Origin of the sequence: Rhodanobacter sp. OK091 (assembly GCF_900142825.1) — a bacterium.
Lineage (GTDB): Bacteria > Pseudomonadota > Gammaproteobacteria > Xanthomonadales > Rhodanobacteraceae > Rhodanobacter.
Window position 1 is genome coordinate 128,659 of record NZ_FRCH01000005.1, and the last position, 14,597, is coordinate 143,255.

Genomic DNA, 14,597 nt, shown 5'->3' on the forward strand with positions numbered 1-14,597 from the left:
TTTAGCACCGGCAAGAAACGCAGCCGACGCTCATCCCACTCGCTTGAACCGGATGTCATGCCCCTCGCGGCGGGCGAGGAAGCCGGTAATGCGACCTTGGCCATCGCGTTCGAAGATGCGGCGAATGCGCGGCTGACTGGGCGTGAACAGCACATCGCGCACTTCGACGGCTAGCGATGTCGGCGTGGCGTCGTTGGTGGAGCTGAGCAGCTGCTGTCCCTGGCGGGAGATTTTTACCATCGCATCGGCGCCCGCCGAATAAGTGCCCGCGTACTGGTCGAGCTCCGCCTCGGGCAACTGGATGGCCGGTGGCGCATCGGGTACGGCAAGCGTCTGGCTGGAGATCATGCGCCAGATGCCGGCCTCCTTCAGCCACACCTCGGTCGAGCGGAAGCGTGCGTGCCTGACCTGCTCATGGAAATGGAAGGTGGCGTTGTCGGTGAAGCTGGTGACCGCGACGTCGCCGTGCAATTGCAGGTTCCAGTCGGATTGCACCAGCACGGTGGCATTGGCCGCCGGCTTGGGCGCAGGCGCGGCAGGTGCCGTACCGACGATATCCTTCTTCGTTGCGATATCGCCGCTTTCGTTCATGAAGATCACGCGATCATCAAGCATGCGTGCCAGCGCCGCGTTGTCGCCCGAAGCCGAAGCATCGGAGAACGCCTGCGACAGTTGCTTGAGCTTCGCCGCATCGTTGTCGTCGGCGTGCGCGGGACACGCCGCCACGACCAGTGCGAACAGCAACAGAGCAGGTTTGAGCGTAGCGGGCATGTTGGGCGTTCCTGTACGGGTGGATGATGGATGAGCCGGAGTTGCCAGCGTCAAGGCGTGGGAACGCGCGTGGCTTGGGTGAAAATCACTTGCCATCGGCCATCGCGTTTGCGCCAGATGTCGGCGAAACGCAGCCTCACCTTGAACGGCTTGCCGCCGCTCAGGCCTTGCAGCGTCACCGCGCCGCCGAGGACCGCGCCACCGTTCCACTGGCGGATGGTTTCGTCCTCGACCACGTAGGGCATGAGCTTCCAGCCGGGTGCGGTGTAGTCGTTGATGAAATCGGCCTTGTTTTCGAGTTGCGCGCGGCTGTTCACCAGCACGTAGTCGTCGGCGAGCAGGCGCGCCAGTGCGTTGCCGTCGCCCTTCATCTGCGCGCGATCGAACTCGGCCACCGCCTGCGCGAGGTCAGCCGGAAGCTGCGCATGCGATGGTGGGGCGGCATGCAGCGATGTCGCACCAAATGCGAGGATGGCCATCAGAACCGTACCTTTCATATCGTCTTCCTTGCTCGGTGAGCGTGATCGGTGGGCGGTCGAGACTAATTCGCACCTATGGGGCGGACTATCAAATTCCTGCCCAGGCGCCGCAGCCGGGCCGAACACATCGACTCGCGGGCAACGCTCGGCGCCACCCCGACCCGATGGTCGTCGCCGCCATCGAACGGATGCGAGATCCGGTAGCTGCCGCCGGCGCGATACAGCAAAGCCATGGCTGGCTCGCCGATCACCACCGTACCGTCGACGTGATAGCCGGAACCGCCGCGCGGATGCCGGCAGGCGATGCCGCTGATCCGTATCAGCGGGCTGTCGAACAGCGTGGTGGTGGTAGGCGCGCTCATGCCGGACTCACGATGCCCGCCGCCGGCAACGCCGTCCAGCGCCGGAAGTCACGGAGTCGGCTTCTTGGTTTTCTCGTGGCCCCGACGTTGCCCTTCTTCCTTCGCACCGCCTGACGTTGTGAAAGCCGTTCCATGCATCTTCAGTACGCAATCCAGCGGCAACGATCCGCCTGGATCATGAAGAAAAGCAGTCGCGATCGCGGCCCCGCACGGATTGAAGCCGGCACCATGGCTCTGGCCGGGGAATGTCACCACTCTGGCGTTGGGAATGTGGGGGATCAACCCCCGTCCCCATTCGGGCGGTGTATCGGGATCGAATTCCCCCGCGAACACCAGCACGGGTACATCGCTGGTCACGGCCACGTTCTCCGATGGCGCGGCGGCTGCGACATTCCAGGCCCGGCATACGGCCGGCGAAGCCGTGCGTTCGTCGATACCGCCCAGTCCCCACGCCAGGGAAACCTGTTGTTCGACGCGGCTTGGGTTTTCAAAGGGAGCTTCCTCTGCGCACCACACGGACAGGCGCAAGCCCCAGGTGAACGATGATGGGCCCTGGTCGGCCTTGACCAACCCGGCCAGCTCGGTGGTCCTGCCATCAAGACTGTCTTCGATAACAGCGGGGATGCGGCCGATCGCGGACGGCGCATGCAGTGCGTCGTATAGCGCCGCGACCACCTGGGCACCGCGCACAGTCACCGAGCGTCCGTCCGAACCGCTCACGCCAGGCATCGCCAGAGGATGCCGGTCAGCCCGCGCGACCAATTCGGTGAAATCTGCGGCCAAATGCGGATACATGCTGCCGCACACTGTATCCACAGCGCAGCCGTTGAACACGGCGTCCAGTGCGCGCCTGAAGTTGGCCGTCGCGTGCTCGTCGAAGTTCGCCTCCGGCGGCAGAACCGAATCGAGTATCACGCTGCGTATGCCCTGCGGGTGATCCCGCAGCACGGTGAGAGCCAGCCGCGTGCCATAGGACAGGCCAAACAGATTCCACTGCCGATAGCCCAGTGCCTTGCGGAGATCTTCGACGTCCTGCGCTGTCTCCGCACTGGTATAGCCATCCAAATCGATACCTTTCGCGACCAGATCCGCGCGACAGGCCATGGCCGCCTTTACCCGCGCTGTATCCGCCGCCTTGCCCGACAGGTGCCCGGCCGCGATGACGCCGACTAGCGCGTTGATTTCCGGGCACCCGAGCGATGGCTGCGCCAGCTTGGCGCCACGCGGTTCGAGCAGGACGTAGTCGCGGGTCGCGAGAAAAGGATTGTTCTTGACGGACAAAGGTCGAGCCAGCGCGCTGCCGCCCGGACCACCCGGCAGGAAGACGACAGCATCCGGCGCCGGGGCGCTCGCATGGCTGCGGAAGATCACGACCGGCAGCCGTATCATCCGGCTGCCGGCCCTTTGCCGATTCTCGGGCACGGTCAGTACACCGCACTCGACGCCGTCTTCCGACTGAACGCTTGCCGGACATGGGGCACGGGCAAACAGTCCGCCTTCAGCCTGGGGTGGTGGAAGCGCCGCGAGAGGAACGGCAAGTACCAGCAGCAGGGCTGCCAAGCATACTTTCCGGATCATGAGCCACCCCTTTGACGATGCAACCATGTGCAGAACCGCGCATTTCGGCATCCGCGCGGATGATCAGCGTCGGCCCTGCAGCGCGACACCACTGAAGCCCGTTCTCCGCTCTTGGATGCCGTGGAAGGCGGCGGCGTTTAAGGGCGCAGCAAAAATCACCTCGTCACGCAGGGATTTCAGGAATCAGTGCGGACAGGTCGGTGACGCCCACGTCCACGCCGAGCTGGCTGAACAAGGTGGTGGCCTGGCCGCGGTGATGGGTTTGATGATTGAAGACGTGGCGCAGCACCAGCCCGGACGGCTTGGCGTACGACTCGCCGGCGCTATTCACCCAGCGCAACGGCTGGTCAAACAACGCATCGGTGGCTTCGCCGGTGAAATTCACGATCGCCGTATCCATCGCCTCGCGCCCGCTACGCAGCCGCGCGAAGTTGGGAAACGTGATGCCGCGAACCAGCTCGGGCAGCGGCAGCGTGCGCACGGCATCGAGCGAAGCCAGGTCGGGAAAAGCCGCCGCGAAGCGTTTCATCCAGTGCGTATCGGCGGCCAGGATGTGATCCAGCGTGGCCAGGATCGAGCCGAAGAACGCGCCCCGATCCGCGCGCAACTCCGCCTCATCCAGCTGCGCGGCGGCCGCATAGAGCCGCGCATTCATCCACTGGTTGTAGCGGGCCATCAGTTCGAAATCGAGCTTGAGCGACATGGAATGCCTGGTGCTTTGAGTCCACGCAGAGTACCGCGTTCTCCGTGACCGCTATGCGGCAGCACACTTTTACCCGGGCTCCGACGCCACCGAAGCGGACACCGCTTTCCCCGTCGCCGCGTCGTTTTCCATGGTCGCCTTGATGGTAGCCAGACCTTGCACCATCATCCCTCCGACATGATCGGCCAGTTCGTCGGGAAGCAGGTCGGCGATCCAGACGAAGCGGCATTGGTGCGGCTTTTCGCTGAATACCTGGGCTGCGGCGTTGTAGTGCTGGAACGGTTTGTCGACGATGGCCCAGACCAGGCGATGTTCGATGTCGTCCACATCCACGATCAGTTCCCGCGCCACCTGCCCGTTGCCAAACGTGACGATGCGCGCGCCAGATTCAAGCCGGGTGTCGATGACAAAACCGGGTACCAGCCGCGTATGCAGTGCGCCGACATCGCGCAGCGCCGCCCATACGGTTTCTGCGGGTGCATTGATGAGGACTTCCCTGCGGATGGATGCCATGGGAATCTCCTTCGGTCACTTCAGGCACACGGCTTCGACGTTGTTGCCGTCCGGGTCGAGCAGAAAGGCGGCGTAGTAGTGGTCGCCATAATCGCGGCGCAGGCCAGGTGCGCCATGGTCGCGGCCGCCCGCCTCGAGTCCCGCCTTGTGGAACGCATCGACGGCCGCCCGGTCCGCGGCGTAAAAGGCCAGATGCGTGCCTGCAGGGCTCGCCCCGCTCTGCGCATACAACCATAGTGAAGGCGCATCCTTGGGCCCCAGGCCTGCGCTCGTCTCATCGCGCGAGCAGAGTACGTGGCCCAGCTCCGCCAGGGTGGCCGTGTAGAAACGTACGCTGGCGTCGAGATCGCTGGCCTTCAGTCCGATGTGGTCGTACATGATGATTTTCTCCGGTGCATGGCGTCGGGTGGAACCCAAGCATCGGAGAAGCCGGCGAGCCTTTCTTGGAGAATCTTGCGATCGCCGCGGCCGGCCTGACGGAAACTTCTTGGCGGCATGCCGGCGCATCGATGAAAGGTACGCACGAAGTTGGAGAGGTCGCCAAAGCCAGCATCGAAGGCGATATCGGTGATCGGACGCTCGTCTTCGAGCAGAAGGCGGGCCGCGCGGCGCAGGCGGGAGCGCACCAGGTACTGATGCGGCGTGACACCCAGCACGCTGTTGAACACGCGCAGAAAGTGGAACGGGCTCAGGCCCGCCTCGCGTGCCGCCGACTCGAGATCGATCTGTTGCCGGGCGTGAGCATCGATCCACAAGGCCGCCGCGACGGCGCGCCGGCGATTCTGCGCCGTGGTTCGCAGCGGCGCGTTGCCGCGGCCGGACGCCACATTCATGAAACGGGTCGCGAGCAGCATGCCCACTTCATCCAGCCCGAGGTCGTTGCGGCCTTCGGCGGTGGCCTGCGCCAGCTCGCCCAGCACGATCAGTTCCGGCAGCGGCGCGATGCACCCCATGCGCCATGCCGCCGAATCGCCGCCGAGGGAATCCAGCAGTGCCGGCGTCAGCCGGAAGGACAGGCATTCGTCGCCGCCGTGATGGTGGTCGTGCGTGCAGATATATTCGTCGCCTGCGCGGCCGACCATGACCGAGCCCGCCACCAGTTCGAAAGCTCGCCCGCGCACGCGGCAGCCGAAACTGCCCTTGCGCACGTAGGAAACCGAATAGCGACGGTGAACCTCAGGATATGGCTCGTCGCCGGGCACCGCCGTACACCGATAGTCCAGCGCGAGGATCGAGCCATCTTGCAAGGTGGTTATGACAGGCATTTCGCGGGAGCAAACAGCCATGGATTGGCAAGCATAGAACAAGGACTGGTGGTTGAATCGTCCGCTTCCAAGTCAGCCCGGACCTTTGGCATGCCATTCGCGATTACGGCCGCGCTCTTGGTCCGAGGGTTTCAAGAGCAAGGGCCGTTTACCTCTGCTCCACTTACATATTCACCAACTTACATTTGCTCTATCGGAAGCACACGGCGGCGGGCGCGCTCACGCAGGGAGCAGTCGCGAAGCGTTTCGGCCATCGCCTCGAGTCCGGGGATGCCGTACAGGGACACCGAAGACATGTCCTGGTCGGACGAGTGCAGGTGCACTTCGCATTGGCCCAGCAGGCGCATGCCGAACGGCTTCAACACATCGAAATGGTCGACCCGGAACAGCTCGAGATTGTCCTTCACCTTGGAGAACAGCCCGCCCTCGATCTGCACGCGCTGCGTGGTGACGGTGAACGTGACGCTCAGGCTGCGGATCCAGTACACCAGCAAGGCGATGCCCAGCGTGCAGACTGCCAGTACAAATTGGCCGAAGGTATAGATCGCTTTCGGATGGCCCGAAAACAGTGTCTTCTCCACCGTCGCCTCGTGCGCCGCCACGTAGCTGTCGATGTCTGTGCCGCAGTACCGGCATTTGTGCGCATCCGCCTGGATTTCTTCCGCGCACGCCGGGCATCGCTTCATTGCCTGTTCCATGGTTGCCTCCGTCTGGAATATCGACCGGTCCCTAGACTAGCTGCGTTTCGGGCGCAGCGGATCGAACACGCGGTGAACGATCGCCGGACGCCCTACCTAGCCCGCCAGGCTTTCGAAGGCGCGCACGATATTCATCCACGTGGCCGTGGCCGCAAACGGCACGGTCAGCACTTGCTGCGCGAGCAATACCGCTCCTCCATAAACATACACGGGATGCGGCCGACCGATGATGCGCCAGTCGCGCACCATGGCGACCACCACGAACAAGTCCGCCATCAGTGCCGGCGGTATCGACACGAACGGCGGCGGCGGTCCTGCGGCGCCGGCGTGCGCAAACAAGGTGAGAAAGACGCGGGCGATCGCCGGCGTCATCATGGCGCTCATAAGCAGCGTCATCAGGCGCTTGTGCACTTCGGGGCGGCGCACGTTGGCAATGGACAGGGTAAACACGCTCACCATCAGCGGCCATGCGCACAGCGTCACCGCCGCGAAACGACGCGACGCCTCGCCCATGCCCAGCGCCTCGTCCCGTTTGAGCACCGCCATCTCGCCCACCAGGATCACGCAGGCGATAACGCTGAACAGGGCGATGCCCGCCAGGCCCCACGAGCGATGGTTCATCGTGTGGCCGGTCGCCACCAGCGTCGCCTGCACGAAGTAGAAACACGTCCACGTAAACATCAGCATGCCGTGAATGTGGATGATCGGTGGCGCGTGAAACGTTCGCGCGATCACCGGCGCCCAGTACGTCGGCAGGAAGCCGCCGAAAGCCACCAGCACAAACGCGCCGGCCATCCAGACGTAGAAATGCCGACCTGCAACCACATCCGCCGCGATGGCGGAATCCCGTGCATTCATGGGAATCACCCCGTCAGTCAATGCCGTAAGCGTGCTGCCGCGCGCAGCGGCACACGTCCCCGATCGCAAGCGGCCCGACCCGCGATCTTCGACACCCCCTTCCGGCCCCCGACAGCGACAGCAAACCTTCGTGGGCAAGCGTCGCCAAGACGAAGACCGGCGACCGGCCGGCCCTCTCCAACAAGCCAGAGTGTCCTCCTGCCTCGGCCGGCGCGAAAGTGCCCGTTCGCCCCCCGAACGGCTGGCACTCCGAAGCCTCACCAAGAGGCGGCATGAAGCTGGATCCCAAATGCCGGATCAGCCTGGCGGTACCGTCATCGGCATGCCCGCTTTCACCGGAAGGCCGCGCCACGTCGCACGTCTTCCGCAGGGCGATCTGTCGTCGTCGCTGTAGGAGCGCGCTGGCGGGCGATTTTGAATCTCTCCTAGCCGACGATCAGAGCAGGAGCATCGCCCGCTAGCGAGCTCCTACCTAAAGGCGGGTGTTCGCATCCAGATCTTTACTGCCCGATCTCACGCAGCGGTTTGCCCGACATCAGGTTGCGTTCGATCTGCTCCAGCGTGACGTTCTTCGTTTCGGGGATCAGCCAGAAGGTGATTACCAGGAACAACACGTTGAGCCCCGCATAGAGCCAGAACGTCGCCGCGTTGCCGATGCCGTTGAGCAGGCTCAGGAAGGTCACGCCGACGATCATGTTGGCGATCCAGTTGGTGAAGGTCGAACAGCCGATGCCGAAGTCGCGGCCCTTCAGCGGCTGCACTTCCGAGCACAGCGTCCAGATCAGCGGGCCGGCCGACATCGCGAAACCGACGATGAAGGTCAGCAGCATCACTACGGTGAACATCTGCTCGACATGCGTCCTGATGCCCAGATGCATCATCGTGCCGACCACACCCAGGCCCAGCGCCATCACGGTGAAACCGATATACAGAATCGGCTTGCGGCCGAGTCTGTCGACCAGCCCGATAGCGATGAAGGTGGCCAGTACGTTGGTCAGGCCCACGATCGCGGTGAACCACATCTGCGATTCAGTGTTGTAGCCCATCCCTTCGAAGATGCGCGGCGCGTAGTACATCACCACGTTCATGCCGGTGAATTGCTGCATCACCTGCAGCAGCACGCCCAGTCCTACCGAGCGGCGGAAGTTGCTGTTCTGCTGGAACAGGTGCCAACCGCGCTGCGGCGTCTTCAGCTGCTCCTCGATGTCGGCCACTTCGTGCGCCACGTGCACGGCATCGCCGCGCAGACGGGTCAATACATCGATCGCTTCGGCCTTGCGTCCGCGCATCATCAGCCAACGAGGGCTGTCCGGCAGCAGCAACACGCCCAGCAGGAACAGCGCGCCGGGAATCGCGATGATGCCCAGCATCCAGCGCCAGTTGCCGCTGTAGCTGAAGGCGGTGTCGGACAGGAACGCGACCAGGATGCCGACGGTGATCATCAGCTGGTAGGTGGAGATCATCGCGCCACGAATGCGCTCGGGCGCCACCTCGGCCAGATACAGCGGCGCGGTGAAGGTGGCCACGCCGATGGCCAGGCCAAGCACGAAGCGCGCGCCGATCAGGGTCGCCGGCGACCACGCCCAGCCGCTCAGCAACGAACCAGCCACGAACAATGTCGCGGCGAGTATCAACGAGCGTTTGCGGCCCAGCGCGGCGGACATCCAGCCGGCTGCCAGCGCACCGGCGGCGGCGCCCAGCATCATCATGCTGACGATCCATTCGATAGTCCGGTCATCGACCCGGAACTCGGCCTGGATGAAATGCGTGGCGCCGGAAATGACGCCGATGTCGAGGCCGAACATCAGTCCCGCCAGCGCCGCCAGCACACACGTGAAGATGGTCGCCGCCATCGGATGGGCTTTGATCGGTTCCGCAATGGTGTTCATGGATGGCTCCGAGTGGAAGTTGCACCGCGTCGCGGTGCCGGGGATTGCGATTCTTTGTGAGGATCGTCGGGTGAGTCGTCGTGGCGTTCGCACGCAGCCACGCTGCGGGGCACGCCGGCAAACCGCGGTTCCGGCAGGCCTTGCACCGGCGACGGAACGCGGAACAGATGGCCGGCCTGCGGGTCTTCGCGCTGAGCCTGCGCGGACAGACCATCGCGGGCGCTGGTGATGTACAGCGTGTCCAGCGCGGTACCGCCGAGTGCGGGCCGGGTCGGCTGCCGTGCAGGCACGGTCACCACCAGGTCCTGGACTCCGTCCGGCGTGTAGCGCACGACGCGGCCCATGCCCCATTGCGCGTTCCACAAGCCGCCGGCGGCATCCACCGTGGATCCGTCCGGCTCGCCGTCCATAGCGCGTAGATCCAGCCAGTCCTCGGCGAGGCCGACACTGCCGTCGACGGCATAGGTGCAGCGCTGGATGACCCGCCTGGGCGAGTCGCAGAAATACATCGTGCGTCCGTCGGGGCTGAACGCCAGGCTGTTGGAAATCGCCACGTGGCCGAGATCGAGCCGATGCAGCGAGAGATCCGCATCGAAGCGGTAGAAACTGCCGACGGGTTTTTTCGGGCCGCCATCGTGCGGCTCGTGCAAGGTACCGAACACAAACCGACCTTCGCGATCGCAGACACCATCGTTCAGACGTGTGGGCAGCTCCGCCTCGACCTCGCACAACGGCTCCAGCGCACCGCTGGGCAGGTGCAGAAAGGCGAGGCGGCTGGCCAGGCCCAGCAGCAGCCAATCGTCGCGCTCGCACAGCGCGAACGAGGCCAACCGCTCGGGCATCGGCCAGGTTTCGGTGCTGCCGGTCGCGGGGTGATGGCGCCACAACATGGACGCCTGGATATCGGTCCAGTACAGCGCCTGCGCACGCGGACACCACAGGATGCCTTCACCCAGCAGATTGCCCGCATCGAGTGCGCTGCTGGCGACGAGGCCGCTCACACCCAACCGCCGTCGACGATGAAGTCCTGGCCGGTGCACATGCTGCTGTCGTCGGCCGCGAGAAACAGCGCGGCGCGGGCCAGGTCGGGCGCCATCAGATGATCGGGCAGGCACTGCCGGCGGGCGATCTCCGCTTCGCCTTCCGCATCGAGCCACAGCTCGCGCTGCTTGTCGGTGATCACCCAGCCCGGCACCAGACAGTTGATGCGGATGCGGTCGCGACCGAGCGAACGCGCCAGACCGTTGACCAGTCCGCGCACGCCAGCCTTGGCCATGGCATACATCGGGTAACCGTCGTTCTTGATCATCCAGCCGGTCGAGCCCAGGCAGATCACCGAACCGCCGCCCAGCGCGCGCATGTCCTCGACCACCGCCTGGGTGGCGAAATACTGATGGCGCAGATTGACCGCGATACTGCGCTCGAAATCCGCCGCGGTGGTACCGCCCAGCGCATGGCGCACGTCGTTGGCCGCATTGTTGATCAGCACCCCGATCGGGCCGAGACGCGTGCGGGCTTCGGCTATCGCCGCATCCAACGCGTCAAGATCCGTGACATCGCAGCGCAAATACAACGGCGCGTGCGCCACGTCGCCCAGACCGCGCTGCAAGGCATCGGCGCCGGTATTGTCGATGTCGAGGAACGCCACCCGCGCGCCCTGCTGCGCAAAGGCCGCGACGAACGCGGCGCCGATGCCGGTGGCGCCACCGGTGATGAGTACCGTGCGATCGACGAGGCTGGGGTAACAGGCAAAAGCGGACATGGCGTGTGTTCCGGGATCGGTGTGTCGGGCGCTTACCATTCGGCGACACTGCCGTCGGCGTGGCGCCAGATCGGATTGCGCCAGCGATGACCGACTTTCGCGCGCTCGGCAACGTATTCCTCGTTGACGCTGATGCCCAGGCCGGGCCCGTTCGGAATGCTGACGAAGCCGTCGTCGTAGGCAAACACGCTACGGTCGCTGACATAGTCGAGCAGATCGTTGCTGGCGTTGTAGTGGATACCCAGGCTCTGCTCCTGGATGAAGGCGTTGTGGCATACGCCATCGAGTTGCAGGTTCGCCGCCAACGCGATCGGGCCCAACGGGCAATGCAATGCCAGCGCGACATCGTAGGCCTCGGCCATCGCCGCGATCTTGCGCGTTTCGGTGATGCCGCCGGCATGCGACGGATCGGGCTGGATGATGTCGACGCCGCCGATCGCCAGCACGCGTTTGAAGTCGTAGCGCGAATACAGCCGCTCACCCAGCGCGATCGGCGCCGGGGCGATCGCGGCCAGTTCGGGTATCGCCTCGAGATGGTCGGACAGCACCGGCTCCTCGATGAACATCAATTTGAACGGCGCCAGTTCGCGCATCAGCACCTTGGCCATCGGCTTGTGCACGCGGCCGTGGAAATCCAGCCCCAGGCCGATATGGGGCCCCACCGCGTCGCGCACGGCCTGCACGTTTTCCAGCACGCGCTCGACCTTGTCGTAGGTGTCGACAAACTGCAGTTCCTCGGTGGCGTTCATCTTCACCGCGGTGAAGCCGCGTGCGACCGCATCGACCGCGGCCTTGGCGGTATCGGACGGACGGTCGCCGCCGATCCACGAGTAGACGCGAATGCGCGAACGCACCGGGCCGCCCAGCAACACGTGGATCGGCTGGCCGAGATCCTTGCCCTTGATGTCCCACAGCGCCTGATCGATTCCGGCGATGGCGCTCATCAGCACCGGGCCGCCGCGGTAGAAGCCGCCGCGATACATCAGGCTCCACAGGTCTTCGACGTGGCGCGGGTCCTTGCCGACCAGGTAGTCGCCCAGTTCGTCGACGGCGGCCGCCACGGTATGCGCGCGCCCCTCGACCACCGGCTCGCCCCAACCGCTGATGCCTTCGTCGGTGTCGATGCGCACGAACAGCCAGCGCGGCGGAACCAGATAAGTGGTGAGACTGGTGATCTTCATGCGCGTTGCGTATCCCTGGTTATGGCTGATTGCATGACGTCCATGCGCTGGCGAAGGCGCGAGCCGCGTCGGCGACATCGGCGACGCTGCGCCCCGGTGCGTACAAGGCCGACCCGATGCCGAAGCCGGAAGCGCCGGCGCGGCGATAGCCGTCCATATTTTCCGGGCTGATTCCACCCACCGGCAGCAGTGCCAGCTCCGGCGGCAGGATCGCTCGCCAGGCTCGCAGCACGGACGGCGTGACGAGTTCCGCGGGAAACGCCTTCAGCGCATGGGCGCCGGCGCGCAGCGCGGCGAAGGCTTCGGTCGGCGTGGATACGCCGGGCACGCAGAACAGACCGGCACGGCACGCTGCCGCGATCACGGCGGTATCGGCATGCGGCATCACGATCAGCCGGCCGCCGGCCGCGGCGACCTCGGCCACCGCGTCGGCATGCAGGACGGTACCCGCGCCGATCAGGCAGCGATCGCCGAGGGCATCTGCCAGCAGGCGGATGCTTTCCAACGGCTGCGGCGAGTTCAGCGGCACTTCGAGCATGCGGAAGCCCGCGTCCGCGATGGCGCTGCCGACGGCCACCGCTTCCTGCGGGCGCAGTCCGCGCAGGATGGCAATCAGGGGCAGCGGTTCCAGCCACTGGCTAAACATTCAATATCCTCCGCGGGCAAAAGTGGACTGACCGACCAGCGCCGCCACGTGGGCGATGCGCCATAGACCGTGCGCCGATGCGTCGGCGACCGTATCGGGTTCGGCGAGCTGGAACACCGACGCCGCGCGCCGGTAACGCGCGCACAGCAATTCATCGCCGATCAGCAGCGGCGGTGTCTGTGCATTGATCCAGCCCAGCGCCAGGGCTGCACGCCATTCCTCGCCAATCAGCAGGCCGGAGAGATAGTCCGGCACGGCGGCCAGCGCCAGGCGGCCTTCGAGCACCAGCGCACGCGCGGAGAACAGCCGCGTCAACATGCCGGCGGTACCGCTGTTGCGGGCCTCGCGCACGCCGGCATCGAACGCATCGGTGCCGTCTGGCGAAGTACCCGCCTCGGCGATACCGGCGCCGAGAATCGAATGTTCGCGCAGTACCGCATAGAGCTCGCCCGTCATCATGGTGGCCAGACGCACGATGCGTCCGTCGCGCACTTCGATCCACTTGCTGTGCGTGCCGGGCAACAGCAAGCGCGCGTGACCGTGCAGTTCGGGACGCAACGCCAGTGCGCCGATCGCCTGGGTTTCCTCGCCGCGCATCATGTCGACGGCGGCGCCGTCGCGTACCCCGGGAACAATGCCGACCTCGCGGCCGTCCGCGCTGCGCACGCTGACGATGCCGGCGACCAGCGCGTCGACGTCGGCAGGTGTGTCGACGTAGGGCACTTCGCGCCAGCCCTGGCGGCTGCCGACCATGCCGGCCGCAAGCACCGGCACACGCGGCCAGCCGTCGCAGATCGATGCCAGCGCGGCGTCGAAACCACCTTGCGGAAGATGACGGATGCCCCAGGGCCGGCTGCGCGTCTCGTGCACGGCGCCATCGCTGTCGAACAGCATCGCGCGCAATCGCGAGGTTCCCCAGTCAAGACCGATCAACCAGTGCATGACGTCAAACCTTCGCGCCGCGGCGGCGCTTTTCAATGTTCGCGCGCGAATCGTCCACCATGCGCAGCATGGCCCGGCGCGCCGCGTCTGGCTGGCGCCGGCGGATCGCCTCCAGCACCTTCTGGTGATGCGGCAGGGAATATTTGAAATCCTTGGCGGTGCGTGCCGACAGCACGAAGAACGTACCCAGGGCAGTCTCGATCACCGAGAACAGCGAGGCCATCAATTCGTTGTTGGTGGCATTGAGCACCGCTTCGTGGAAGGCGAGATCCGCCTGGGCCCAGTCGTCCAGGTCCTTCGCCGCCGCCATGGCCGCATAGGCGGCATCCAACCGTTCGAGCTGCTCTACGCTGCAGCGCACGGCCGCCGCCGCGGCTGCGGCCGGCTCGATCACTTCGCGCATCTCCACCAGCTTGCGCACGAAATCCTCGGTGGGCATCAACGCGCAGCGCCACGCCAGCACATCCGCATCCAGTTGGTGCCAGAAACGCGGATCACGCACACGCGTGCCGACCTTCGGTCGCGACTCCACCAGACCCTTGGCCGAAAGCACCTTCATCGCTTCGCGCAAGGCGGTGCGGCTCACCTGCATCTGGTCGGCCAGGGCTTCCTCGCGCGGAAGCAGCTCGCCGGGGCGCAATTCGCCGCCGACGATGCGCTGGCCGAGCTCGTGCAACACATGACCGTGCAGATTGCGCGGCGGCGAGGAGCCGGGCACGCGGCGGCGCGGCGGCGCCGCACGGACGCCGGTCGCGGCTGCCTTCGGTGCCGGCGGGGTGAGATCCTTCGTTGGTTTATTTGTCATACAAGTGGTTTATATCAGACCATGGAGACAGCGTCATTGTTCGATGGATTCCCCAAGCGCCGTGCGGCATCGGCGAGTGATGGCCCGTGAGCCCCCAAAGACGAGGCTTAACCGCCATTCTGGCCACCCCAAGTTGCTGCAATGC

Annotated in this window: 17 protein-coding genes; all 17 read right to left on the reverse strand. The window is 65.2% G+C overall.

The annotated features are described in order from the left end of the window. Positions 1-30: 30 nt before the first annotated feature. The 17 genes from BUA26_RS18565 to BUA26_RS18650 all read right to left on the reverse strand — a co-directional run bounded on the left by BUA26_RS18565 (position 31) and on the right by BUA26_RS18650 (position 14,452). A complete protein-coding gene (locus tag BUA26_RS18565) occupies positions 31-771 on the reverse strand; it encodes a nuclear transport factor 2 family protein (protein ID WP_072762376.1) in 741 nt (246 codons plus the stop codon). A gap of 50 nt (positions 772-821) precedes the next feature. Then, positions 822-1,268, reverse strand: coding sequence for a nuclear transport factor 2 family protein (locus BUA26_RS18570; protein ID WP_072762377.1), 447 nt, complete (start codon positions 1,266-1,268; stop codon positions 822-824). A gap of 44 nt (positions 1,269-1,312) precedes the next feature. Beyond that, positions 1,313-1,612, reverse strand: coding sequence for a hypothetical protein (locus BUA26_RS18575; protein WP_072762378.1), 300 nt, complete (start codon positions 1,610-1,612; stop codon positions 1,313-1,315). A gap of 48 nt (positions 1,613-1,660) precedes the next feature. Beyond that, on the reverse strand, positions 1,661-3,172 hold the full coding sequence (locus BUA26_RS18580) for an alpha/beta fold hydrolase (RefSeq protein WP_178368630.1): 1,512 nt from the start codon (positions 3,170-3,172) through the stop codon (positions 1,661-1,663). A 181-nt stretch (positions 3,173-3,353) separates the two neighbouring features. Then, positions 3,354-3,893 carry a DinB family protein gene (locus BUA26_RS18590; protein WP_072762381.1) on the reverse strand — a complete coding sequence of 180 codons (540 nt, stop codon included), beginning with the start codon at positions 3,891-3,893 and terminating at the stop codon, positions 3,354-3,356. A gap of 69 nt (positions 3,894-3,962) precedes the next feature. Next, positions 3,963-4,406, reverse strand: a complete 444-nt coding sequence (locus BUA26_RS18595) for an SRPBCC family protein (RefSeq protein WP_072762382.1) — start codon at positions 4,404-4,406, stop codon at positions 3,963-3,965. 15 nt (positions 4,407-4,421) lie between these two features. Continuing rightward, positions 4,422-4,790, reverse strand: a complete 369-nt coding sequence (locus BUA26_RS18600) for a VOC family protein (RefSeq protein WP_218587861.1) — start codon at positions 4,788-4,790, stop codon at positions 4,422-4,424. After that, on the reverse strand, positions 4,763-5,554 hold the full coding sequence (locus BUA26_RS18605) for a helix-turn-helix domain-containing protein (RefSeq protein ID WP_218587859.1): 792 nt from the start codon (positions 5,552-5,554) through the stop codon (positions 4,763-4,765). Before BUA26_RS18605 ends, BUA26_RS18600 begins: the two co-directional genes overlap by 28 nt. Positions 5,555-5,850: 296 nt before the next feature. Next, on the reverse strand, positions 5,851-6,357 hold the full coding sequence (locus BUA26_RS18610) for a PH domain-containing protein (RefSeq protein ID WP_178368631.1): 507 nt from the start codon (positions 6,355-6,357) through the stop codon (positions 5,851-5,853). Between the two features lie 108 nt (positions 6,358-6,465). Beyond that, positions 6,466-7,227 (reverse strand): hypothetical protein, encoded by a 762-nt coding sequence (locus BUA26_RS18615; RefSeq protein WP_083573087.1) that lies wholly within the window; start codon positions 7,225-7,227, stop codon positions 6,466-6,468. Between the two features lie 500 nt (positions 7,228-7,727). Beyond that, entirely contained in the window at positions 7,728-9,116 is a 1,389-nt protein-coding gene (locus BUA26_RS18620) for a sugar porter family MFS transporter (protein ID WP_072762386.1), read from the reverse strand. Further along, positions 9,113-10,117, reverse strand: a complete 1,005-nt coding sequence (locus tag BUA26_RS18625) for an SMP-30/gluconolactonase/LRE family protein (RefSeq protein ID WP_072762387.1) — start codon at positions 10,115-10,117, stop codon at positions 9,113-9,115. The genes BUA26_RS18620 and BUA26_RS18625 overlap by 4 nt, the downstream gene beginning before the upstream one ends. Then, the gene (locus BUA26_RS18630) at positions 10,114-10,878 is read right to left on the reverse strand and encodes an SDR family NAD(P)-dependent oxidoreductase (protein ID WP_083573088.1); all 765 of its coding nucleotides are present in this window, start codon (positions 10,876-10,878) and stop codon (positions 10,114-10,116) included. The genes BUA26_RS18625 and BUA26_RS18630 overlap by 4 nt, the downstream gene beginning before the upstream one ends. A 32-nt stretch (positions 10,879-10,910) precedes the next feature. Then, the gene (dgoD, locus tag BUA26_RS18635; RefSeq protein ID WP_072762389.1) at positions 10,911-12,059 is read right to left on the reverse strand and encodes a galactonate dehydratase; all 1,149 of its coding nucleotides are present in this window, start codon (positions 12,057-12,059) and stop codon (positions 10,911-10,913) included. A 19-nt stretch (positions 12,060-12,078) separates the two neighbouring features. Next, positions 12,079-12,705: a 2-dehydro-3-deoxy-6-phosphogalactonate aldolase gene (locus BUA26_RS18640; RefSeq protein ID WP_072762390.1), complete on the reverse strand. Its 627-nt coding sequence runs from the start codon at positions 12,703-12,705 to the stop codon at positions 12,079-12,081. Continuing rightward, on the reverse strand, positions 12,706-13,647 hold the full coding sequence (locus tag BUA26_RS18645) for a 2-dehydro-3-deoxygalactonokinase (protein WP_072762391.1): 942 nt from the start codon (positions 13,645-13,647) through the stop codon (positions 12,706-12,708). A gap of 4 nt (positions 13,648-13,651) precedes the next feature. Continuing rightward, positions 13,652-14,452, reverse strand: a complete 801-nt coding sequence (locus tag BUA26_RS18650) for a FadR/GntR family transcriptional regulator (protein WP_083573089.1) — start codon at positions 14,450-14,452, stop codon at positions 13,652-13,654. Between the last annotated feature and the right edge of the window lie 145 nt (positions 14,453-14,597).

Excerpts from the sequence above, each read along its gene's own strand:
- BUA26_RS18565 (WP_072762376.1), bottom strand. The coding sequence starts at position 771 with ATGCCCGCTACGCTCAAACCTGCTCTGTTGCTGTTCGCACTGGTCGTG.
- BUA26_RS18610 (WP_178368631.1), bottom strand. The coding sequence starts at position 6,357 with ATGAAGCGATGCCCGGCGTGCGCGGAAGAAATCCAGGCGGATGCGCAC.
- BUA26_RS18640 (WP_072762390.1), bottom strand. The coding sequence starts at position 12,705 with ATGTTTAGCCAGTGGCTGGAACCGCTGCCCCTGATTGCCATCCTGCGC.
- BUA26_RS18590 (WP_072762381.1), bottom strand. The coding sequence starts at position 3,893 with ATGTCGCTCAAGCTCGATTTCGAACTGATGGCCCGCTACAACCAGTGG.
- BUA26_RS18620 (WP_072762386.1), bottom strand. The coding sequence starts at position 9,116 with ATGAACACCATTGCGGAACCGATCAAAGCCCATCCGATGGCGGCGACC.
- BUA26_RS18575 (WP_072762378.1), bottom strand. The coding sequence starts at position 1,612 with ATGAGCGCGCCTACCACCACCACGCTGTTCGACAGCCCGCTGATACGG.
- BUA26_RS18645 (WP_072762391.1), bottom strand. The coding sequence starts at position 13,647 with ATGCACTGGTTGATCGGTCTTGACTGGGGAACCTCGCGATTGCGCGCG.
- BUA26_RS18630 (WP_083573088.1), bottom strand. The coding sequence starts at position 10,878 with ATGTCCGCTTTTGCCTGTTACCCCAGCCTCGTCGATCGCACGGTACTC.
- BUA26_RS18595 (WP_072762382.1), bottom strand. The coding sequence starts at position 4,406 with ATGGCATCCATCCGCAGGGAAGTCCTCATCAATGCACCCGCAGAAACC.
- BUA26_RS18650 (WP_083573089.1), bottom strand. The coding sequence starts at position 14,452 with ATGACAAATAAACCAACGAAGGATCTCACCCCGCCGGCACCGAAGGCA.
- dgoD (WP_072762389.1), bottom strand. The coding sequence starts at position 12,059 with ATGAAGATCACCAGTCTCACCACTTATCTGGTTCCGCCGCGCTGGCTG.
- BUA26_RS18570 (WP_072762377.1), bottom strand. The coding sequence starts at position 1,268 with ATGAAAGGTACGGTTCTGATGGCCATCCTCGCATTTGGTGCGACATCG.
- BUA26_RS18615 (WP_083573087.1), bottom strand. The coding sequence starts at position 7,227 with ATGAATGCACGGGATTCCGCCATCGCGGCGGATGTGGTTGCAGGTCGG.